The sequence below is a fragment of the Agarivorans sp. 1_MG-2023 genome (assembly GCF_030548385.1).
In the GTDB taxonomy this organism is placed as follows: domain Bacteria; phylum Pseudomonadota; class Gammaproteobacteria; order Enterobacterales; family Celerinatantimonadaceae; genus Agarivorans.
The window spans coordinates 1-16302 of record NZ_JAUOSJ010000018.1; the positions used below are offsets into that span (position 1 = coordinate 1).

Here is a 16302-nt window from a genome sequence, read left to right on the forward strand (position 1 = left end):
GAGCAGTCTGGTAGCTCGTCGGGCTCATAACCCGAAGGTCGTTGGTTCAAATCCAGCTCCCGCAACCAATTCTTGGTTTTTCTATACTTTCTTTCAGCTTATTCTTTAAAACAGCCACCTTTCGCAGCTGCTTTCTTGTTAATCTCTAAAATCCATACAAACCGATATTTTCTAGCTGCACACGTTTAGGCTGTCTAAGTACAAACAACGCTGATTCAGCAAGATCTTCTACTTGCAACCAACCTGGTTTTATTTCACTTTCGCACGTCGGCGCTGGTACTTGAACCAAGCCAGGACACAAACTATGTACCTTTATACCATATTCTTTTACTTCTTCTTGTAGAGCTGCAGCTAATCCCAATACCGCAAACTTTGCCGCGCAATATGGACCTGCATTCGCGTAACCATTTTTGGCTGCTTGCGATGCAATGTTTAGTATATGACCGCTTTTTTGCTCTCGCATAGTGGGTAATACAGCCTGGCTAGTTAAGAAGGTGCCTTTTGTGCACGTATCTACCACTAAATCCCAATCATCTTCGCTGCAGTTTTCAATGGTATCGCCAACACCCAAGCCACTATTGTTAATAAGTATGTCTATTTTTCCAAAGCTGCTTAAGGCGAAGTTTTTAAGATCTTGTACTTGTTGTTTACTGCGTATATCTGCAGCAAAAGGAAGCACCTTCGTACCCGCTTGTTTACTTAGGTATTCCGCTGATTGTTTTAGCTTGGCAAAATCCCTTGAGCTAATCACTACACCTACGCCCTGCTCTGCCAATGCCTTTGCTATCGCTAAGCCAATCCCACTTCCGCCGCCAGTTACAATTGCGCATTTGCCTGCTAAGTTTTCCATCCATCAGGTTCCTTTATCATAAAAGTCGCTAGTATTTTGATGCTTATAATCCTAGAATCAATACTATAGTTCTAATCAACTCGCACTATAGTGAGGCAACGACATTTATGGGAAGGATTAATGGCACAGTTTTCTGAACGTTTGAAAGAGCTCATGGGTGAACAGAGTGTTAGTGGCTTTGCTCGAAAAGTAGAGTTAAATGAAAGCTTAATACGCAAATATTTAAAAGGTTCGGAGCCAAGCCTCTCTAAAGCTAACCAAATAGCGCAAAAAGCCAACTGTTCATTGGAATGGCTAGCTACTGGCGAAGGTTACCAATACCGTAAAGCTGAAGTGGTTGATATGGAAGCGTTAGAGAAAGCCGTTGAACTCACTTTATCTGCTGCCGAGCAAAATGATTTAAGTGTAGAAAATGAAAAAGTGATGAAGGTCATTGTAGCGACTTATCAGTATTTGCGCACAACTCGCAAGAAGGATGGATATTTTGACCTACAAGAAGCTAAGCCGTTTGTGCGTTATGTGATGGGTTTGTGTGGATAGTAAAAGGCCGAGATAACTCTCGGCCTTTACTTATATAGTACTCGTTAGAACTGTTTGTAATCTCGATAACTAACTTTAAAGAAAATCACATATAAAACTGGCACGATCAATAAAGTAAGTATGGTTGCCACACCCAAACCAAACATCACTACGGCAGCCATAGATTCAAAGAATACATCGGAGATCAGCGGCGCTACACCTAGTATGGTAGTGACCGCAGCCATACACACCGGACGCACTCTACTCACGGTAGATTCAAATACTGCTTGATATGCTTCTTTACCAGCATTTATATCAGCGTTAATTTGATCGAGTAACACAATACCATTTTTGAGCAACATCCCTGATAAGCTCAACATGCCAAGCAAGGCCATAAAGCCAAATGGCTTGCCTAAAAACAATAACCCTGCGGTAATCCCTATAAGTGCTAGAGGCACACAACACCATATAACTAATGGCTTTTTGACGGAGTTAAACAGGAACACCGTGATCATGAACATGATCAAGTAACCCATTGGCAACGAAGCAAACAAGGCTTCTTGAGCATCCCCTGAAGACTCATATTCCCCACCCCATTGCAGCTCATAACCAGGCGGTAATTCCAAGGCTTCAACTTGCGGCCGAACCTTAGCAAATAACTCTGCTGGCAATATGTCGTATTCAAAATCAGCATCAGCAAAAATGGTTAATGTCCGTTTTTTGTCGCGACGTTGTACAATAGGATCTTCAAATTTAACGTCAAAACCATTTACTACTTGCTGAATAGGTATATAAGTTTTTAAACTTGGGCTCCAAATTCGTAAGCTTTCTAACGAATCAATATCAATTCGTTCATCATTAGGTAAACGCCCAACTATCGGCAGTAAAGTGGTACCTTCACGATACAAACCAAAACTTAAACCCGCAAAAGCAAACTCTAGGGTTTGGTCGATATCAGATTTATTGATGCCTAAGCGCCTAGCCTGAGTTTCATTGAAGTTTGGTTCAATGTACTTAACCCTATCGCGCCAATCGTGACGAACGTTTACGGTGCCCGGTGTATCGTTAAAGATTTGCTTTATCTCAGCTGCGATTGAGCGTAGTACATCAGGGTCAGCACCTAACACTCTAGCCTCAATTTTTGCGTCGGTAGACGGGCCAATTTCAAGATTTTTAAACTTGAATTGAGCTTGCGGAAACTGTTGCTCAAATTCTTTACGAAGAGAAGACATAGCTGCAGCCGCAGTTTGAGGATCTGTTGTTCGCACTGCTATTTGCGCATAAGCCCCGTAGTTTTTCTCTGGCGAATAGGTCAACATAAAACGTTGAAAGCCTTTACCTACCGACGACGACACAAACTCGACTGCGTTGGTATCTAAAGCTAATTGCTCCATTACCCCCACCGACTCACTTGTTTCTCGTATGTCAGTCCCTTCAGGCATCCATACATCTACCAAAAATATCGGTGTAGACGAAGGAGGAAAGAACATTTGTTTTACGTAACCAAAACCTAGTACCGAGACAATGAATAAAGAGATAACAACTATTAACGTTGGCCATTTAAAACGTAAACAAAAATCTAGCAGGACCTTGTAAGCATTAAAAAATGCACCTTTATATGGATCATTGTTCTCGCCATCAACTTGCGCCTCACCTTCTTTACCAAAAAATAGTTGGGCAAAAAATGGGGTAATGGTAATAGCAGTAACCCACGATAAAAATAATGAGAACAGCAACACCCAAAATAGTGATCCCGCAAATTCGCCAGTCGCATCAGGTGATAAACCAATCGGTGCAAATGCAGTTATAGCAATAACTGTAGCCGCCAATAATGGCCACATGGTTTGACCAACAATTTGCTGGGCAGAGTCTAAGGTACTTAAGCCTTTCTTACGGCCCATCAAGATACCTTCAACCACCACGATTGCGTTGTCGACCAGCATGCCTAGTGCAATGATTAAAGCACCTAATGAAATACGCTGTAATTCTATCTCAGCTTGCTTCATTAAAATAAAAGTTCCTAAACATGTGAGGAACAAAATCAGGCCAATTAAAATACCACTCTTTAGGCCCATAAATAACAGCAACACCACGATCACAATGACAACCGCGAGAATTAAGTTCCAGACAAAAGAGCTTACCGATTTATCAACCTCTTGAGGTTGGTTGTACATAGATTCAACGATCATTCCCGCTGGTCGAGCATAATCAATTTCATTCAACCTAGTTTCGATTGCCTTACCCACTTCCACCACATTCACACCGCTGGTAAACGCCACACCTATATTAATGGCTTGATGTTGGTTATAGCTGACTAAGTTAGTGGGTATTTCTTGGTAACCTCGGCTAATGGTTGCAACGTCTTTTAAATAAATGAGCTTGTCACCACTGGTTCCAGGAATAATTAAGTCGCCTAACTCATTCACTGACTTGAATGCGCCAGTAGGACGAATGGTAAGTTGGTCACCAGCAATTTTGATGTTACCCGCAGAAGTTACCATGTTCTGTGAATTGAGTAAGCTGGTAATCAAACCAGGGTCAAGATTAAAGGTGGCGAGTTTTTGAATCGAAATTTCTATAAAAACTTGTTCAGTTTGTTCACCTGCTAAAGTTACCTTACCCACACCAGGTACTAATTCGATTTCACGTTTAATGTAATCAACATAGTCTTGTAGGTCTTTGTAATCGTAGTTTTCTCCAGACACCATATACATAATGCCGTATACATCACCGAAATCGTCATTAACTAGAGGAGCCGCGACTCCCGGAGGTAACTGCGATTGCATGTCCCCCACTTTTCGGCGCAGTTCATCCCAAATTTGAGGTAGTTCTTCTGGGCCGTAAGTTTTCTTCATAGAAACGGTAATTTGCGATAGCCCCGGTGTACTTAACGATACAATTTCGTCTACATAAGGTAAGGCTTGAATCGCTTTTTCTACAGGATAGGTCACTTCTTCTTCTACTTCTGTTGAAGTAGCGCCTGGATACATTGTTACAACCACCGCATCTTTAATAGTAAACGGAGGATCCTCTAATTGACCTAAGCCAGTAAACGATACTATTCCACCAATAAGTAATATCAGGGTGAACATCCAGCTTATAATGGAGTTTTTTACGAAATAGCCTGCAATGTTCATCGTTTATCCTTCTTTAAAACAACCTTTTGACCATCTACTAATTTGTTGGCACCAACTGAAACGATCACATCACCGTCGTTCAGACCTTGATTAATCTCAATCATATCGCCGGACAGAGTCCCTAGCTCTACCTCTTGTGACTCAACAGTTTGGTCATCTTTGTAACGCCACACCACGGGCCGCTGCTGGCCTATTCGGGAACCATCGGGCATTACTACCGCTGCCACCGGTACCAAGAAATCTCTTGAGTAGGTGTAGGTCAAGTCTGATAAGTCTATTGATACCTTGGCTGGCATCCCTTCTAATACACCAAACTGGTTATCAAAAGGCACTAAAAAGGTAGCTATATAACTACGAGTGCTTGGATCTTTTTCAAGGTTTAGCTCATAGGGTGTAGCAGTAAAAGTCTTATCAGGGAACGCCTCATAGGTCACTTTTACATCCAAGTTTTTAATTCTGTTTTCGCCTAACTTAGCCACTGCCAAAATCATATCTGGCAATTGCACATCAACTTCTACAAAATCGACCTTATGAAGGCTTAATACTGCAGATCCAGGTTGTACATTTACAAATGGGTCTGAAAACACGTCACCAATAATCCCGTCGAAAGGGGCTTTTAGTTCTGTGTATTCAAACATTAGTGTTGCTTTTTTATAATCAGCTAGCGCCACTAAATATTCAGCTCGCATTTTGTCATACTCACTTTGGGATAAAAGTTTTTTGTCTAACAATGCTTTAGCGCGCTCAAACTGCTGTTCAGTCAAGACCAGGCGAGCCTTTCTGTCATCGACTACAATTTGATAATCGCGTTTGTCTAATACTGCTAGCACATCTCCTTTGTTAACTTTCTGGCCCTTATTGATATTTATTGATTTTATTTCACCATCTACCCTGAAAGCCAAATCAACGAGATCATGTGCACGAGCAATACCATTAAAATCTCTCTCTACAGAGTTCACTTCCGTAGGTAAGCTATAAATTTCGACGATCTGTTCAGGCATCTCAATAGATTCCTCAACACCGCACCCGGCTAATATAAGAGTGATTAAACTAGTGGTAATTGTTTTAGTGAACATATTAGAGCCCCCTCTCTTTTACCCATTGGATAGCAGCTTGACCATCAACTAGCTCTTGAGCACCTGCAACCACTAACCAATCACCATCATTGAGCCCACTTGATATATTACCCTTATCAATTGTTACTTGCTTTTTAGTCACTATTTTAGTCTCTGGATTCCAAATAAAAACAAAACTTTGACCCGCGTCTTCAACCAAGCTTCCTGCAGGAGCGACCAAATTTTTTCCAATTAACTGAGTACTTGATTCAATCTGCACTAGCGTTGCCATACCAGGGAAAATATTGAGTTCATTAGGTATCGGTAAGGTTAAAACGATGGTGTAACTACCAGTGGAAGGATCCGCCACCGTGCTTAACTCTTTTAATGATGCAACGTACCAATCTTGTCGGCCTTGAAACTGTACTGCGAGATCCGGTGCGAGCTGTCCGTTTCGACGGGCTTCTTGGAAAATACTAATCAGCCGCTCAGGTAGCTGAAAGTTAACATCTATAGTCGATTCAGTTTGCAGGCTTAATACTTGTTGTTTCTCATAAACATACTCAAATTGCTCTGCATACTTACGAGCGATTACTCCATCATAGGGTGCAACAAGCTTGGTATAACTAAGATTCACTTTTGCTTTGTCCAAAGCGGCTTTGCTAATGGCATATTGGCTTTTAGATTTATCAAAATCACTTCGAGAAATCACCCCTCGTTCAACCAATTGGTTCGCTCGATCGAACAACACTTTAGCTAATTCATAGTTTGCTTTGGCTACTTCTAGCTCTTGGTTATACATTGCCGGATCAATATTCGCCAATGGCTGACCTGCTTTAACCATTTCGCCCGGTCTAACGAGGATTTCATCTAATCGTCCTGAGACTTGAAAGGACAAAATAGCAGTATCGGACGCAAAGGTTTCACCTGGCAGTGTGCGTATTCGTTTGCCATCTCCTATTTCTATTTGCTCTACTTTAACGGGGCGTGGATAGCTTTCTACAGACTCTACGGGGTCTTTTTTGCAGCTCAGTAGTAACAAACTACTGCAAGTAACAAAAGCTAGACCTAGGTATGTGTTGCGCGTCATAGGGATCCCTAAGTTGATTTACCAATACATATAAAAGTTAGTCGCATAACGACAGTTCTACAAAATTATTGAGGTAAATTAGACACTGAAATTGTTTAAAGTTCAGTTTGTTAGGAAATGTTCTAGCAAGCCGAGCGGAATGTGGAACAAAGTTTGATGTTAGATAATATATTAAGCTTTAATTGGTTTAACCATTGCGGTCAATCTTGAGCTACAAACTAACTGGTCACCCTGGGTAATATTGATTTGCCATACCTGTAAGGTAGAACCTAATCTAACAGGTGTAGCCTTGGCACTCACCTCTCCATTACGTACTGCTTTAAGATGGTTTGCATTTATTTCTACGCCCACCACCATAGAGCCCTTACCAGCAACACAATAAGCTGCGCAACTAGCAAGGCTTTCTGCCAGTGCAACGTTAGCCCCACCATGCAACAAGCCCATAGGCTGTTTTACCTTTGCAGTAACAGGCATGGTAGCGACTAAGTAATCGTTGCCCACCTCGGTAAACTTAATATCCAAAAAAGCGAGCATGTTGCCCTCGCCCATTTGGTTTAAGCTCTCGAGGTTCATTGGCAACTTCCAAATACTCAAGGCAGCAAGCTCAACAATATTTGGAGGGGGTGTTTTGGTTTCTCCCCTTCCAATCGTTTGACTTGGCTACGACAGGAGTACCCAGTAACCATGCAACGTTCGCGCGGCAAGCTTGCCATTTTTTGTTTCCAGCTCAACTCATAAATAGCTTTAGAAGTGGCTAATTGCTTTGCATCATGACCATAAGTACCCGCCATACCACAACACCCCACAGCTACGTCTTCTAAACTAGCGCCAAATCGCGTGAACACCTGCTGCCATTGCTTGAAAGCGTCGGCCTTTAAGGCTTTTTCAGTACAGTGGCCAAATAAGTACCAGGTATTGGTATCGCTCACCTGCTGCTTTTCAAATAACTCTGGAGCTAAGCCATCTAACCATTCTTGAACCACCTGTACTTCAAAATCTCCCCGCTTTTCGCCAAGCGCATGTTTATACTCATCGCGATAACAAAGTACGAGTGCGGGCTCTACCCCTACCATTTTAATGCCAAGCTCACTCACTTGATTTAAAAAAGCAGCGCTGGTTTGGGCAGACTTATTAAACTTGCTTAAAAAGCCTTTAATATGCTGCGGCTTACCGTTGGGTTTAAAAGGCAAAAGAACTGGGTTAATTCCCAACTTTTTAGCTAAGTGAATAAAATCTTCAACTAACTCTGCTTCATAAAAAGTGGTAAACGGATCTTGTACAATTAACACCGTGCGTTGTTTTTGCTCATCACTTAACGCCTGCAACGCTTTAAAGTCGTACTTGCTGGTTAGGCTTTCTGGAACTCGCTGTGCCAGCGTGGGGAAACTAAGCGTAGGGATATCAACCATACCGATAGTTTTTGTCACTAAACTACTGGTCCACTTAGGTGCCATAGCAGCGTTAAACAAACGGGGTGCTTTCGCCATTAACGGCGCATAGGTTTCTACATAAGCAACAAAATAGTCTTTTATAGGTCGTAAATATCTACCATGATAAATATTTAGAAAGCGTGAACGAAACGTAGGTACGTCAACTTTAATTGGGCACCCAGTGGTACACGCTTTACATGCTAAACAGGTTTGCATGGCATCATAAACTTCGTGGCTGTAATCGTACTCACCTTTAGATTTTGCAATGCTATTACGTATCTTAAGCAAAATACTATCCGGTGAGATAAAACTAGACGTTAACTTTTGCTCTTGGGCCAAAGGGTCAACTTTTAGCGCAGCAAGTTGGCGTAACCATTCGCGCATTAACCCCGCTCGACCTTTTGGTGAATAACGTCTATCACCAGTGGCTTTAAACGACGGACACATAGGGCTAGCAGTGTCGTAGTTAAAACACAAACCGTTGCCATTACATTCCATGGCGTTCTTATAGCTGTCTCGCACTTCTACAGCTATTTCTCTATCGTATTTGCCACGTTTAGTACCGTCTACCGATACTAGCTTTTCATCACTATGCAGCGGCGTACAAATTTTGCCGGGATTGATTTGATTATGCGGATCAAACGCTGCTTTAATTTTTCTTAATTCGGCAAACAACTCATCACCAAAAAATGCTGGACTGTATTCCGAACGGAAGCCTTTACCGTGCTCGCCCCACATTAAGCCCTTATACTTAGCTGTTAAAGAGACAACTTGGTCTGACACTTCACGCATCAAAAGCTCTTGCTCTGGGTCGCACAAGTCTAAGGCTGGTCGAACATGCAATACGCCTGAGTCAACATGACCAAACATGCCGTACTGCAAACCTTTGTCATCCAGCAGTTTTCTAAACTCAACAATGTAGTCAGCTAAATTTTCAGGAGGTACACAAGTATCTTCAGCAAAGGCGACAGGTTTAGCGGCGCCGGCAGTATTGCCTAATAAACCAACGGCTTTTTTCCGCATATTGTAAATAGCGTTGATATTAGTGAGGTCATCGCAACTTTGATAGCCAATAACGCCTAAATCAGCAACATTTTCCTGAGATAAAGTGCTTAGCAGCTCAGATACTTTTTGCTGCTGCAATAATTTGTCATTTTCTGCAAACTCAACAATGTTAATGCCCTGCATATCGGCATCTTCTACATCGCTAATTAATTCTCTTACGCTATCCCAAACAACATCTTGCTGAGCTAGGTTAAGCACCTTAGAGTCGATGGTTTCTACCGACAATGCTTGAGCTGCAACTAAGCTTGGTGCATGACGAAGTGCCGAATTGAACGAGTCATATTTAACCGTGACTAAAGTTCTGAATTTTGGAATAGCGGTGAGATCTAACTTAGCTTCAGAAATAAAGGCTAATGAACCTTCTGAGCCACATAAAATGCGAGTTAAATCGAGACGGTCATCCTCTGGACTGTAAGCGTTTTTTAAATCATAGCCTGTTAGAAAGCGATTAAGTTTAGGGAATTTTTCTTCTACTAACGAGCGCTTATCTACACAAGCGTGTTTAACCGCCGAGTAGATATCAATAAGCGACTCGCGCTGCTGATCTATGTGATCTACACTCACCGCTTCGCTATCGAGCTCTTCCCCACTCGCCAGCACTGCTTTAACGGACAAAACATGATCACTGGTTTTACCGTAAACCATCGATCCCTGACCTGAAGCATCAGTATTGATCATCCCTCCAAGTGTCGCGCGGTTACTGGTTGAAAGCTCTGGAGAGAAAAACAAGCCATGTTCTTTTAACACGCTGTTAAGCTTATCTTTAACAATACCCGTTTCAACTCTAACCCAACGCTCCTCAACATTAAGTTCGATAACCTTGTTCATAAACTTAGATAAGTCAACAACAATACCTTGGGTTAACGACTGGCCATTGGTACCCGTACCGCCTCCCCTAGGAGTGAGCTTTATTGATTCAAACGCCGAGGCCGAGGCTAATCTACAAAGCTGTTTAATGTCTGCTGTGCTTTTCGGGAATACCACGGCTTGTGGCAAATATTGATACACTGAATTATCTGTTGCTACCGCCAAACGGCTAGCATAAGAAGTTTGAATTTCGCCGGAAAATGCAGAAACTTCAAGCTTGGTTAGATAATCTAAATACAGAGCCTCAAGAGAATGCTGAGGGCTTAACTTAGGGATCATAAATCCGTTGTCCCACTCTAAGGTATTAAAAATTGGAGGGATTATATCACGTGATTTCTCGCTTCTGTAAGACTTTGCTACTAACAAAGGGTTGTTCTTTAAATCACCTTGGTTACAGCGAATCACTAAAGCATTTTCTTGGCTTATTAGTATTAATTACTAGCTGGCCTTATAAAAAAAGTACAAACCAGCCTCACCTGCGTGGTAGACGGTTTATATGAGATTTTTATCTGTTATTGCTTGTTGTATATCGGCTTGTGTCATTTGCTTAACCAATAACACTGCTCGCTGGCCAATTGCTACTTTATCGTTAGGAAACACTATTGCTTTTGGACCATCTTCAACTTCAATAATGCGCGAACCATCTTTAGCTAAACGGTAACCATTGGGGTATTCAGTAAAGTTAGCCTGACTCTGGTTGAAACTAAAACAGAAATCATCGGTGGTTTTATTAAGCACATTACTCACTTGAAATAAGGTGGCACGCGAAGAGTTGAACTGTAGCTCAGATAAATCACTAGCTCCCAACAAGGTAGTTAAGGTTTGAGTTAATGCCTTCAGTTTATTGGGATCGTTTTGGCCAAATGGATGCACCTTGCCAAGTTCAACAGTAAACGCCACTGCATTATGGATATAGCTTGAGTGATAACTAAACGTTGACGCAGGTTCATTTGAAAACAATACACAATCAACTTCACAGGCTTGCAGTAAAGCTAAGCTACTTTGTTTCCATGCTCTCCCATGAGTAAAGGGATGCACGGCAAATTTCTCGTGTTGTGAACTTCTAATGGCAGTATGTAGATCTAAATGGTAAGCAGCTAAAAGACTATAACGAGTGAAAAACTGTTTCACTATTTCTTCTAAATGTTTTGCTCGCCGTACTTCATAGCAATCATCGTAATTAGCATGCTTGCCAATAAATAAACGGTTTAGGTTTAGCATTAGCTCCCGTTTTGCCTCAACCATTGCGGGAGGATTACCCAAGATGACTAATAAAGGTTGTTGTAATTCGACCTCCATGTTTAAGATTTTGCTTACAAGCTCGTCGATGCATTCGATGGGGGCGGTTTCATTGCCGTGAATACCGGCAGAGAGTACCACTGCTCTGGTACTTATCTTAGCTGTTGGTTCAAACAACAATACACCAGTACTTAGTAAACTAACTTTGGTTTGGCTGGCTAAATTGAAACTAAAAGTCTCAGAACTTTCTGGCGCATTTAAAGTGAATTTAAGTAGACCAAGTTGGAGTAAGCTTTCTTTAGGCACATCTTATCCTTAGATGTAAACGAAGTAAGCAACAGTATGCTAGTTTTTAAGGCATAAAAAAAGGGAGACATAGTCTCCCTTTTTATTGTTAACTAAGGCTTAAACAAAGCTTAGTTAGGCATAACTTTTTCAAGTTTCCAGATACGGCTTACGTAATCTTCAATTGAGCGGTCAGAGTTAAACTTACCTACTGACGCTGAGTTGATGATAGCCATCTTAGCCCATTTCTTCTGATCACGGTAAGTTGCGTCAACTGCAGCGTACTCAGTAGTGAAAGACTCGAAGTCTGCCAATACTAGATACGGGTCACCACCTTCTAGCAAGCTGTGCTTGATTGAAGCTAGCTCACCAGGAGCACCAGGCGTGAAGAAGTCTGTTTCTAACCAATCTAGAACAGCTTTCAGCTCAGGGTTACCGTAGTAGTAATCCCATGGGTTGTAACCAGCAGCTTTAAGCGCTTTAACTTCGTCACAGTTTAGACCGAAGATGAAGATGTTGTCATCGCCTACTTCTTCTGCGATTTCAACGTTTGCACCATCAAGAGTACCAAGAGTTAGGGCACCGTTTAGGGCAAACTTCATGTTACCAGTACCAGATGCTTCGTAACCTGCGGTAGAAATTTGCAGTGATACGTCACCTGCTGGGAATAGTTTCTCAGCAAGCGTTACGCGGTAGTTAGGCATGAACACAACTTTCAGCTTGTCTTTAATGCGTGGGTCGTTGTTCACTTTATCTGCAACTTTGTTAATTGCGTAGATAATGTCTTTAGCTAGCTTGTAACCAGGTGCAGCTTTAGACCCGAAGATAAATACTTGTGGGCCCATATCGTAATCTGGGTTTTCAAGTAGACGACGGTAAAGTGCTAGGATGTGTAGCAGTGCAAGGTGCTGACGCTTGTACTCGTGTAGACGCTTAATAAGAACATTGAACATAGCATCAGGGCTTACTTTGATGCCACATAGCTCTTCAATCTTGTCAGCTAGTTCTACTTTCTTCTCGCGTTTAATCGCCATGAAGTTTTTCTGGAACTTAGGGTCATCAGCAAATTTAGCTGCGCCTTTTAGCTCGTCTAGTTTACGCGGCCAATCAGTACCAACAGTATCGTTGTACATATTAGCTAGCTGTTCGTTACATGCAAGCAACCAACGACGAGGAGTTACACCGTTTGTTACGTTTACGAAGCGCTCAGGCCATAGTTCGTAAAACTCTGGGAACAAATCTTCTTTAACCAACTCTGAGTGCATTGCTGCAACACCGTTAGTTTTGAAACAAGTAACAACACATAGGAACGCCATGCGAACCATGCGAGTTTCACCTTCTTCAATAATAGAAAGGTGACGTTTCATTTCGTCGTTGCCAGGCCATTTAGCTTCAACTTCGTCTTCTAAGAAGCGACGGTTGATTTCGTAAATGATTTCTAGGTGACGTGGAAGTACTTTTTCGAACAAGTACACAGCCCATTTTTCTAGTGCTTCTGGCAATAGAGTGTGGTTAGTGTATGCGAAAGTTTCTGTACAGATTTTCCAAGCGTCGTCCCAAACTAGACCTTCTTCGTCGATAAGAATACGCATCAACTCAGGAATAGCTACAGTTGGGTGAGTATCGTTCAACTGAATTACAGCTTGCTTAGAGAACTGAGAGAAATCACTGTGGTTACGTTTGTAACGACGAATGATGTCTTTTAGTGAACAAGCACAGAAGAAGTACTGTTGGATAAGGCGAAGTTCTTTACCCTGTTCGCTTTCGTCGTTCGGGTAAAGTACTTTAGATACTGCTTCAGCTTGCGATTTCTCAGATTGAGAATCAATGTAACCACCGGCGTTAAATACGTCCCAGTCGAAGAAGTCAGCAGCTTTAGATTCCCACAAACGTAGTACGTTTACAGTTTTAGCTTCGTAACCAACTACAGGGATATCCCATGGCACACCTTTAATTTGACGACCAGCATGCCAAACTTTACGCATTTTGCCATCTTCGCCAAATACCGTTTCTACGTAACCGTATAAAGGTACTTCTTGAATTGATTCTGGACGGCAGATTTCCCAAGGGTTGCCGTATTCGCGCCAGCTATCAGGACGTTCGATTTGACGGCCGCCTTGAATTTCTTGACGGAATAAACCGTGCTCGTAGTGGATACCGTAACCTACCGCTGGGTAGTTAAGCGTAGCCAAAGAATCGATGAAACAAGCAGCTAGACGACCTAGACCACCGTTACCAAGAGCCATATCAGGTTCTTCGTCACAGATGTCGTTAATGTCTTTACCTAAATCGGTAAGTGCATCACGTGCAGCGTCGAACACACCAACGTTGTGAAGGTTGTTTATAGTTAAACGACCCATCAAGAACTCTAAAGAAAAGTAATGTACAGCACGAGAATCGTTTTCTGCATTCGCTTTAGAAGTTTCAGTTAAACGATCAAACACTAATTCGTTTACTGCAGAACACGTTGCTTTCCACCAAGCTTGGTTGTTAGCACGTCCTTCATCAGTACCGTGAGTACTGCGCAAGTGTTTAATAATTGAATCTTTAAATTCAACTTTCGATAACGCTAGTGCGTTTTTTGCTTTTGCCTTTTTAGCGGCCATGTGAATTTCCTTTGTATCTAACCTTTGTGGTGACATCTTCAAACGTAGCATTCGATGGTTAACCGAACAGCAAATGCTACAAAAGACTGTATGTGCTCAAAAATCCGAGCTCATGTTACCGATGCGAAACGATATTATATACGTTCTACATCACATTTAGGTAAAAAAGCCTCTCTCAAGACTAAATTTTTATGCATTTTTTGGAAAAAATGCTTTTTCACTCAAAGAACCGAAATGAAGTGTAAAGAAAACCCAACAAAAGCCCAGCATTTGAAAATGCTTTCATACGCTAATCGGCAGTAATCTTGATCGGAATCAATTAAAACGGGGCTTTTGTGCCAATTCGTCCAAAAATAAGACCTGATACATTGTAATCTGCCTTTGTAACAAAACTATTACAGAACTTGCAATTTAAAGCAGTTGGCATACGTTTTCAGGCGGATTTTATGCACAAAAAAAGGGTATTTATTCAATACCCTTCAGTCGGCGCTTATAGATTATAGTCCAGCTTTAGCCAATGCGGCAGAAACAATTGTTTGTGCTTCTTGCTCGATAAGCGCTAAATGCTCTTCGCCTTTAAAGCTTTCCATATAAATCTTATAGATAGCCTCAGTTCCTGACGGTCTGGCAGCAAACCAACCATTTTCAGTGACAACCTTCAAACCACCAATGGCAGCACCATTACCCGGAGCAGCAGTAAGTTTTGCAGTGATCTGCTCCCCTGCTAAGGTTTCAGCTTCAACCATCGCAGGGTCTAAGGCGCTCAATACAGCTTTTTGCTCTATGCTAGCTGGCGCGTCAATCCGTTTATAACAAGGCTCGCCAAACTGTTCGACAAAACCTTGGTAGTGTTCGCCAGGATCTTTCCCAGTAACAGCAATAATCTCTGCCGCGAGTAATGCCAAAATAATACCGTCTTTGTCGGTACTCCACACACCACCATCTTTTCGTAAGAAAGAAGCACCGGCACTTTCCTCGCCACCAAAAGCAATGCTACCGTCAAACAAGCCGTCTACGAACCACTTAAAGCCAACCGGAACTTCTTTTAGTTCACGCCCTAAACTGGCTGCAACGCGATCAATCATCGAACTAGACACCAAGGTTTTACCAATTGCAGCATTAGCGCCCCACTCACTCCGATGAGAGTAAAGGTAGTTAATCGCTACTGCTAAGTAGTGATTAGGATTTAGTAATCCACTACTTTTGGTCACAATACCATGGCGATCATAATCAGGGTCGTTGGCTACCGCTACATCGAACTTGTCTTTTAAGGCAATTAAGCTGGCCATAGCGTACGGAGATGAACAATCCATACGAATTTTTCCATCTTTATCTAGAGTCATGAAAGAAAACGTTGGGTCTACGCGCTCATTCACCACTTCAATGTCTAAACCATAGGTTTCTGCAATTACCGACCAGTAAGCAATGCCACTGCCGCCTAAGGGGTCGACACCAATTTTTACTTTAGATTTAGCAATCGCATCCATATCTAATACGTTGGCTAAATCATCAACATACGGTTTGATGTAATCAATACCAACAATAGAAGGTAATGCAATGGCTTCGTCATAAGACAAACGTTTAACGTCTTTTAGGCCATTCGCTAATATTTCGTTTGCACGGTCTTGAACAACCTTAGTTACATTACCATCTGCTGGACCACCGTTTGGCGGGTTGTACTTAAAACCGCCATCTTCAGGTGGGTTATGAGAAGGTGTAATCACCACGCCATCAGCCTGGTCTTTACCTAAACGGTTGTAAGCCAAAATTGCATGAGAAATAACTGGCGTTGGTGTGTAACCTAAACCCTCTTGATAACGAACTTCAACACCGTTTGCTGCAAACACTTCAATCGCTGAGCAAAATGCAGGCTCCGATAAAGCGTGGGTGTCTTTACCTATATATAAAGGCCCGGTAGTACCTTGCGCTAAACGGTATTCTGCCAATGCTTGACTAACAGCCAAGATATGATTTTCGTTAAAGGCTTTTTTACTAGAACTGCCGCGGTGGCCAGATGTACCAAATGCAACTTGTTGCTCTCGAACCGCTACGTCTGGTTCTAGTAAGTAATAGTCGGCCACAAGACGTGGGATATTTGCAAGATGCTCAGCCTGAGCTGGCTTTCCTGCTAGAGGGTGAATAGCCATTTATAGCTTCTC

The 16302-nt window shown here is 42.1% G+C and carries 10 protein-coding genes; 1 reads left to right on the forward strand and 9 read right to left on the reverse strand.

Going from position 1 to position 16302, the window contains the following annotated elements; genetic code table 11:
* Positions 1-145 precede the first annotated feature (145 nt).
* Entirely contained in the window at positions 146-850 is a 705-nt protein-coding gene (locus tag Q4592_RS19970) for an SDR family oxidoreductase (protein ID WP_303516442.1), read from the reverse strand.
* 120 nt (positions 851-970) lie between these two features.
* Here Q4592_RS19970 and Q4592_RS19975 point away from each other — a divergent pair, with 120 nt between their 5' ends.
* Positions 971-1390, forward strand: a complete 420-nt coding sequence (locus Q4592_RS19975; RefSeq protein ID WP_174235969.1) for a helix-turn-helix transcriptional regulator — start codon at positions 971-973, stop codon at positions 1388-1390.
* Between the two features lie 44 nt (positions 1391-1434).
* On the opposite strand, the gene Q4592_RS19980 is transcribed toward Q4592_RS19975, so the two are convergent.
* The 8 genes from Q4592_RS19980 to pgm all read right to left on the reverse strand — a co-directional run bounded on the left by Q4592_RS19980 (position 1435) and on the right by pgm (position 16290).
* Positions 1435-4506, reverse strand: coding sequence for an efflux RND transporter permease subunit (locus tag Q4592_RS19980; RefSeq protein WP_303516445.1), 3072 nt, complete (start codon positions 4504-4506; stop codon positions 1435-1437).
* Entirely contained in the window at positions 4503-5507 is a 1005-nt protein-coding gene (locus tag Q4592_RS19985; protein ID WP_303516447.1) for an efflux RND transporter periplasmic adaptor subunit, read from the reverse strand. Before Q4592_RS19985 ends, Q4592_RS19980 begins: the two co-directional genes overlap by 4 nt.
* Before the next feature lie 76 nt (positions 5508-5583).
* Positions 5584-6651 carry an efflux RND transporter periplasmic adaptor subunit gene (locus Q4592_RS19990; protein ID WP_303516449.1) on the reverse strand — a complete coding sequence of 356 codons (1068 nt, stop codon included), beginning with the start codon at positions 6649-6651 and terminating at the stop codon, positions 5584-5586.
* 171 nt (positions 6652-6822) lie between these two features.
* Entirely contained in the window at positions 6823-7224 is a 402-nt protein-coding gene (locus Q4592_RS19995) for a hotdog fold thioesterase (protein WP_303516451.1), read from the reverse strand.
* A 17-nt stretch (positions 7225-7241) separates the two neighbouring features.
* On the reverse strand, positions 7242-10292 hold the full coding sequence (locus tag Q4592_RS20000) for an FAD-binding and (Fe-S)-binding domain-containing protein (RefSeq protein WP_303516453.1): 3051 nt from the start codon (positions 10290-10292) through the stop codon (positions 7242-7244).
* Positions 10293-10505: 213 nt separating this feature from the next.
* Positions 10506-11558, reverse strand: a complete 1053-nt coding sequence (gene astE / locus Q4592_RS20005) for a succinylglutamate desuccinylase (RefSeq protein WP_303516455.1) — start codon at positions 11556-11558, stop codon at positions 10506-10508.
* A gap of 110 nt (positions 11559-11668) precedes the next feature.
* On the reverse strand, positions 11669-14143 hold the full coding sequence (locus tag Q4592_RS20010; protein WP_137674582.1) for a glycogen/starch/alpha-glucan phosphorylase: 2475 nt from the start codon (positions 14141-14143) through the stop codon (positions 11669-11671).
* Positions 14144-14640: 497 nt separating this feature from the next.
* Positions 14641-16290: a phosphoglucomutase (alpha-D-glucose-1,6-bisphosphate-dependent) gene (gene pgm / locus Q4592_RS20015; protein ID WP_137674581.1), complete on the reverse strand. Its 1650-nt coding sequence runs from the start codon at positions 16288-16290 to the stop codon at positions 14641-14643.
* Between the last annotated feature and the right edge of the window lie 12 nt (positions 16291-16302).

Excerpts from the sequence above, each read along its gene's own strand:
- Q4592_RS19990 (WP_303516449.1), bottom strand. The coding sequence starts at position 6,651 with ATGACGCGCAACACATACCTAGGTCTAGCTTTTGTTACTTGCAGTAGT.
- Q4592_RS19970 (WP_303516442.1), bottom strand. The coding sequence starts at position 850 with ATGGAAAACTTAGCAGGCAAATGCGCAATTGTAACTGGCGGCGGAAGT.
- Q4592_RS19995 (WP_303516451.1), bottom strand. The coding sequence starts at position 7,224 with ATGAACCTCGAGAGCTTAAACCAAATGGGCGAGGGCAACATGCTCGCT.
- Q4592_RS19985 (WP_303516447.1), bottom strand. The coding sequence starts at position 5,507 with ATGCCTGAACAGATCGTCGAAATTTATAGCTTACCTACGGAAGTGAAC.
- Q4592_RS20010 (WP_137674582.1), bottom strand. The coding sequence starts at position 14,143 with ATGGCCGCTAAAAAGGCAAAAGCAAAAAACGCACTAGCGTTATCGAAA.
- Q4592_RS19975 (WP_174235969.1), top strand. The coding sequence starts at position 971 with ATGGCACAGTTTTCTGAACGTTTGAAAGAGCTCATGGGTGAACAGAGT.
- Q4592_RS19980 (WP_303516445.1), bottom strand. The coding sequence starts at position 4,506 with ATGAACATTGCAGGCTATTTCGTAAAAAACTCCATTATAAGCTGGATG.
- pgm (WP_137674581.1), bottom strand. The coding sequence starts at position 16,290 with ATGGCTATTCACCCTCTAGCAGGAAAGCCAGCTCAGGCTGAGCATCTT.
- Q4592_RS20000 (WP_303516453.1), bottom strand. The coding sequence starts at position 10,292 with ATGATCCCTAAGTTAAGCCCTCAGCATTCTCTTGAGGCTCTGTATTTA.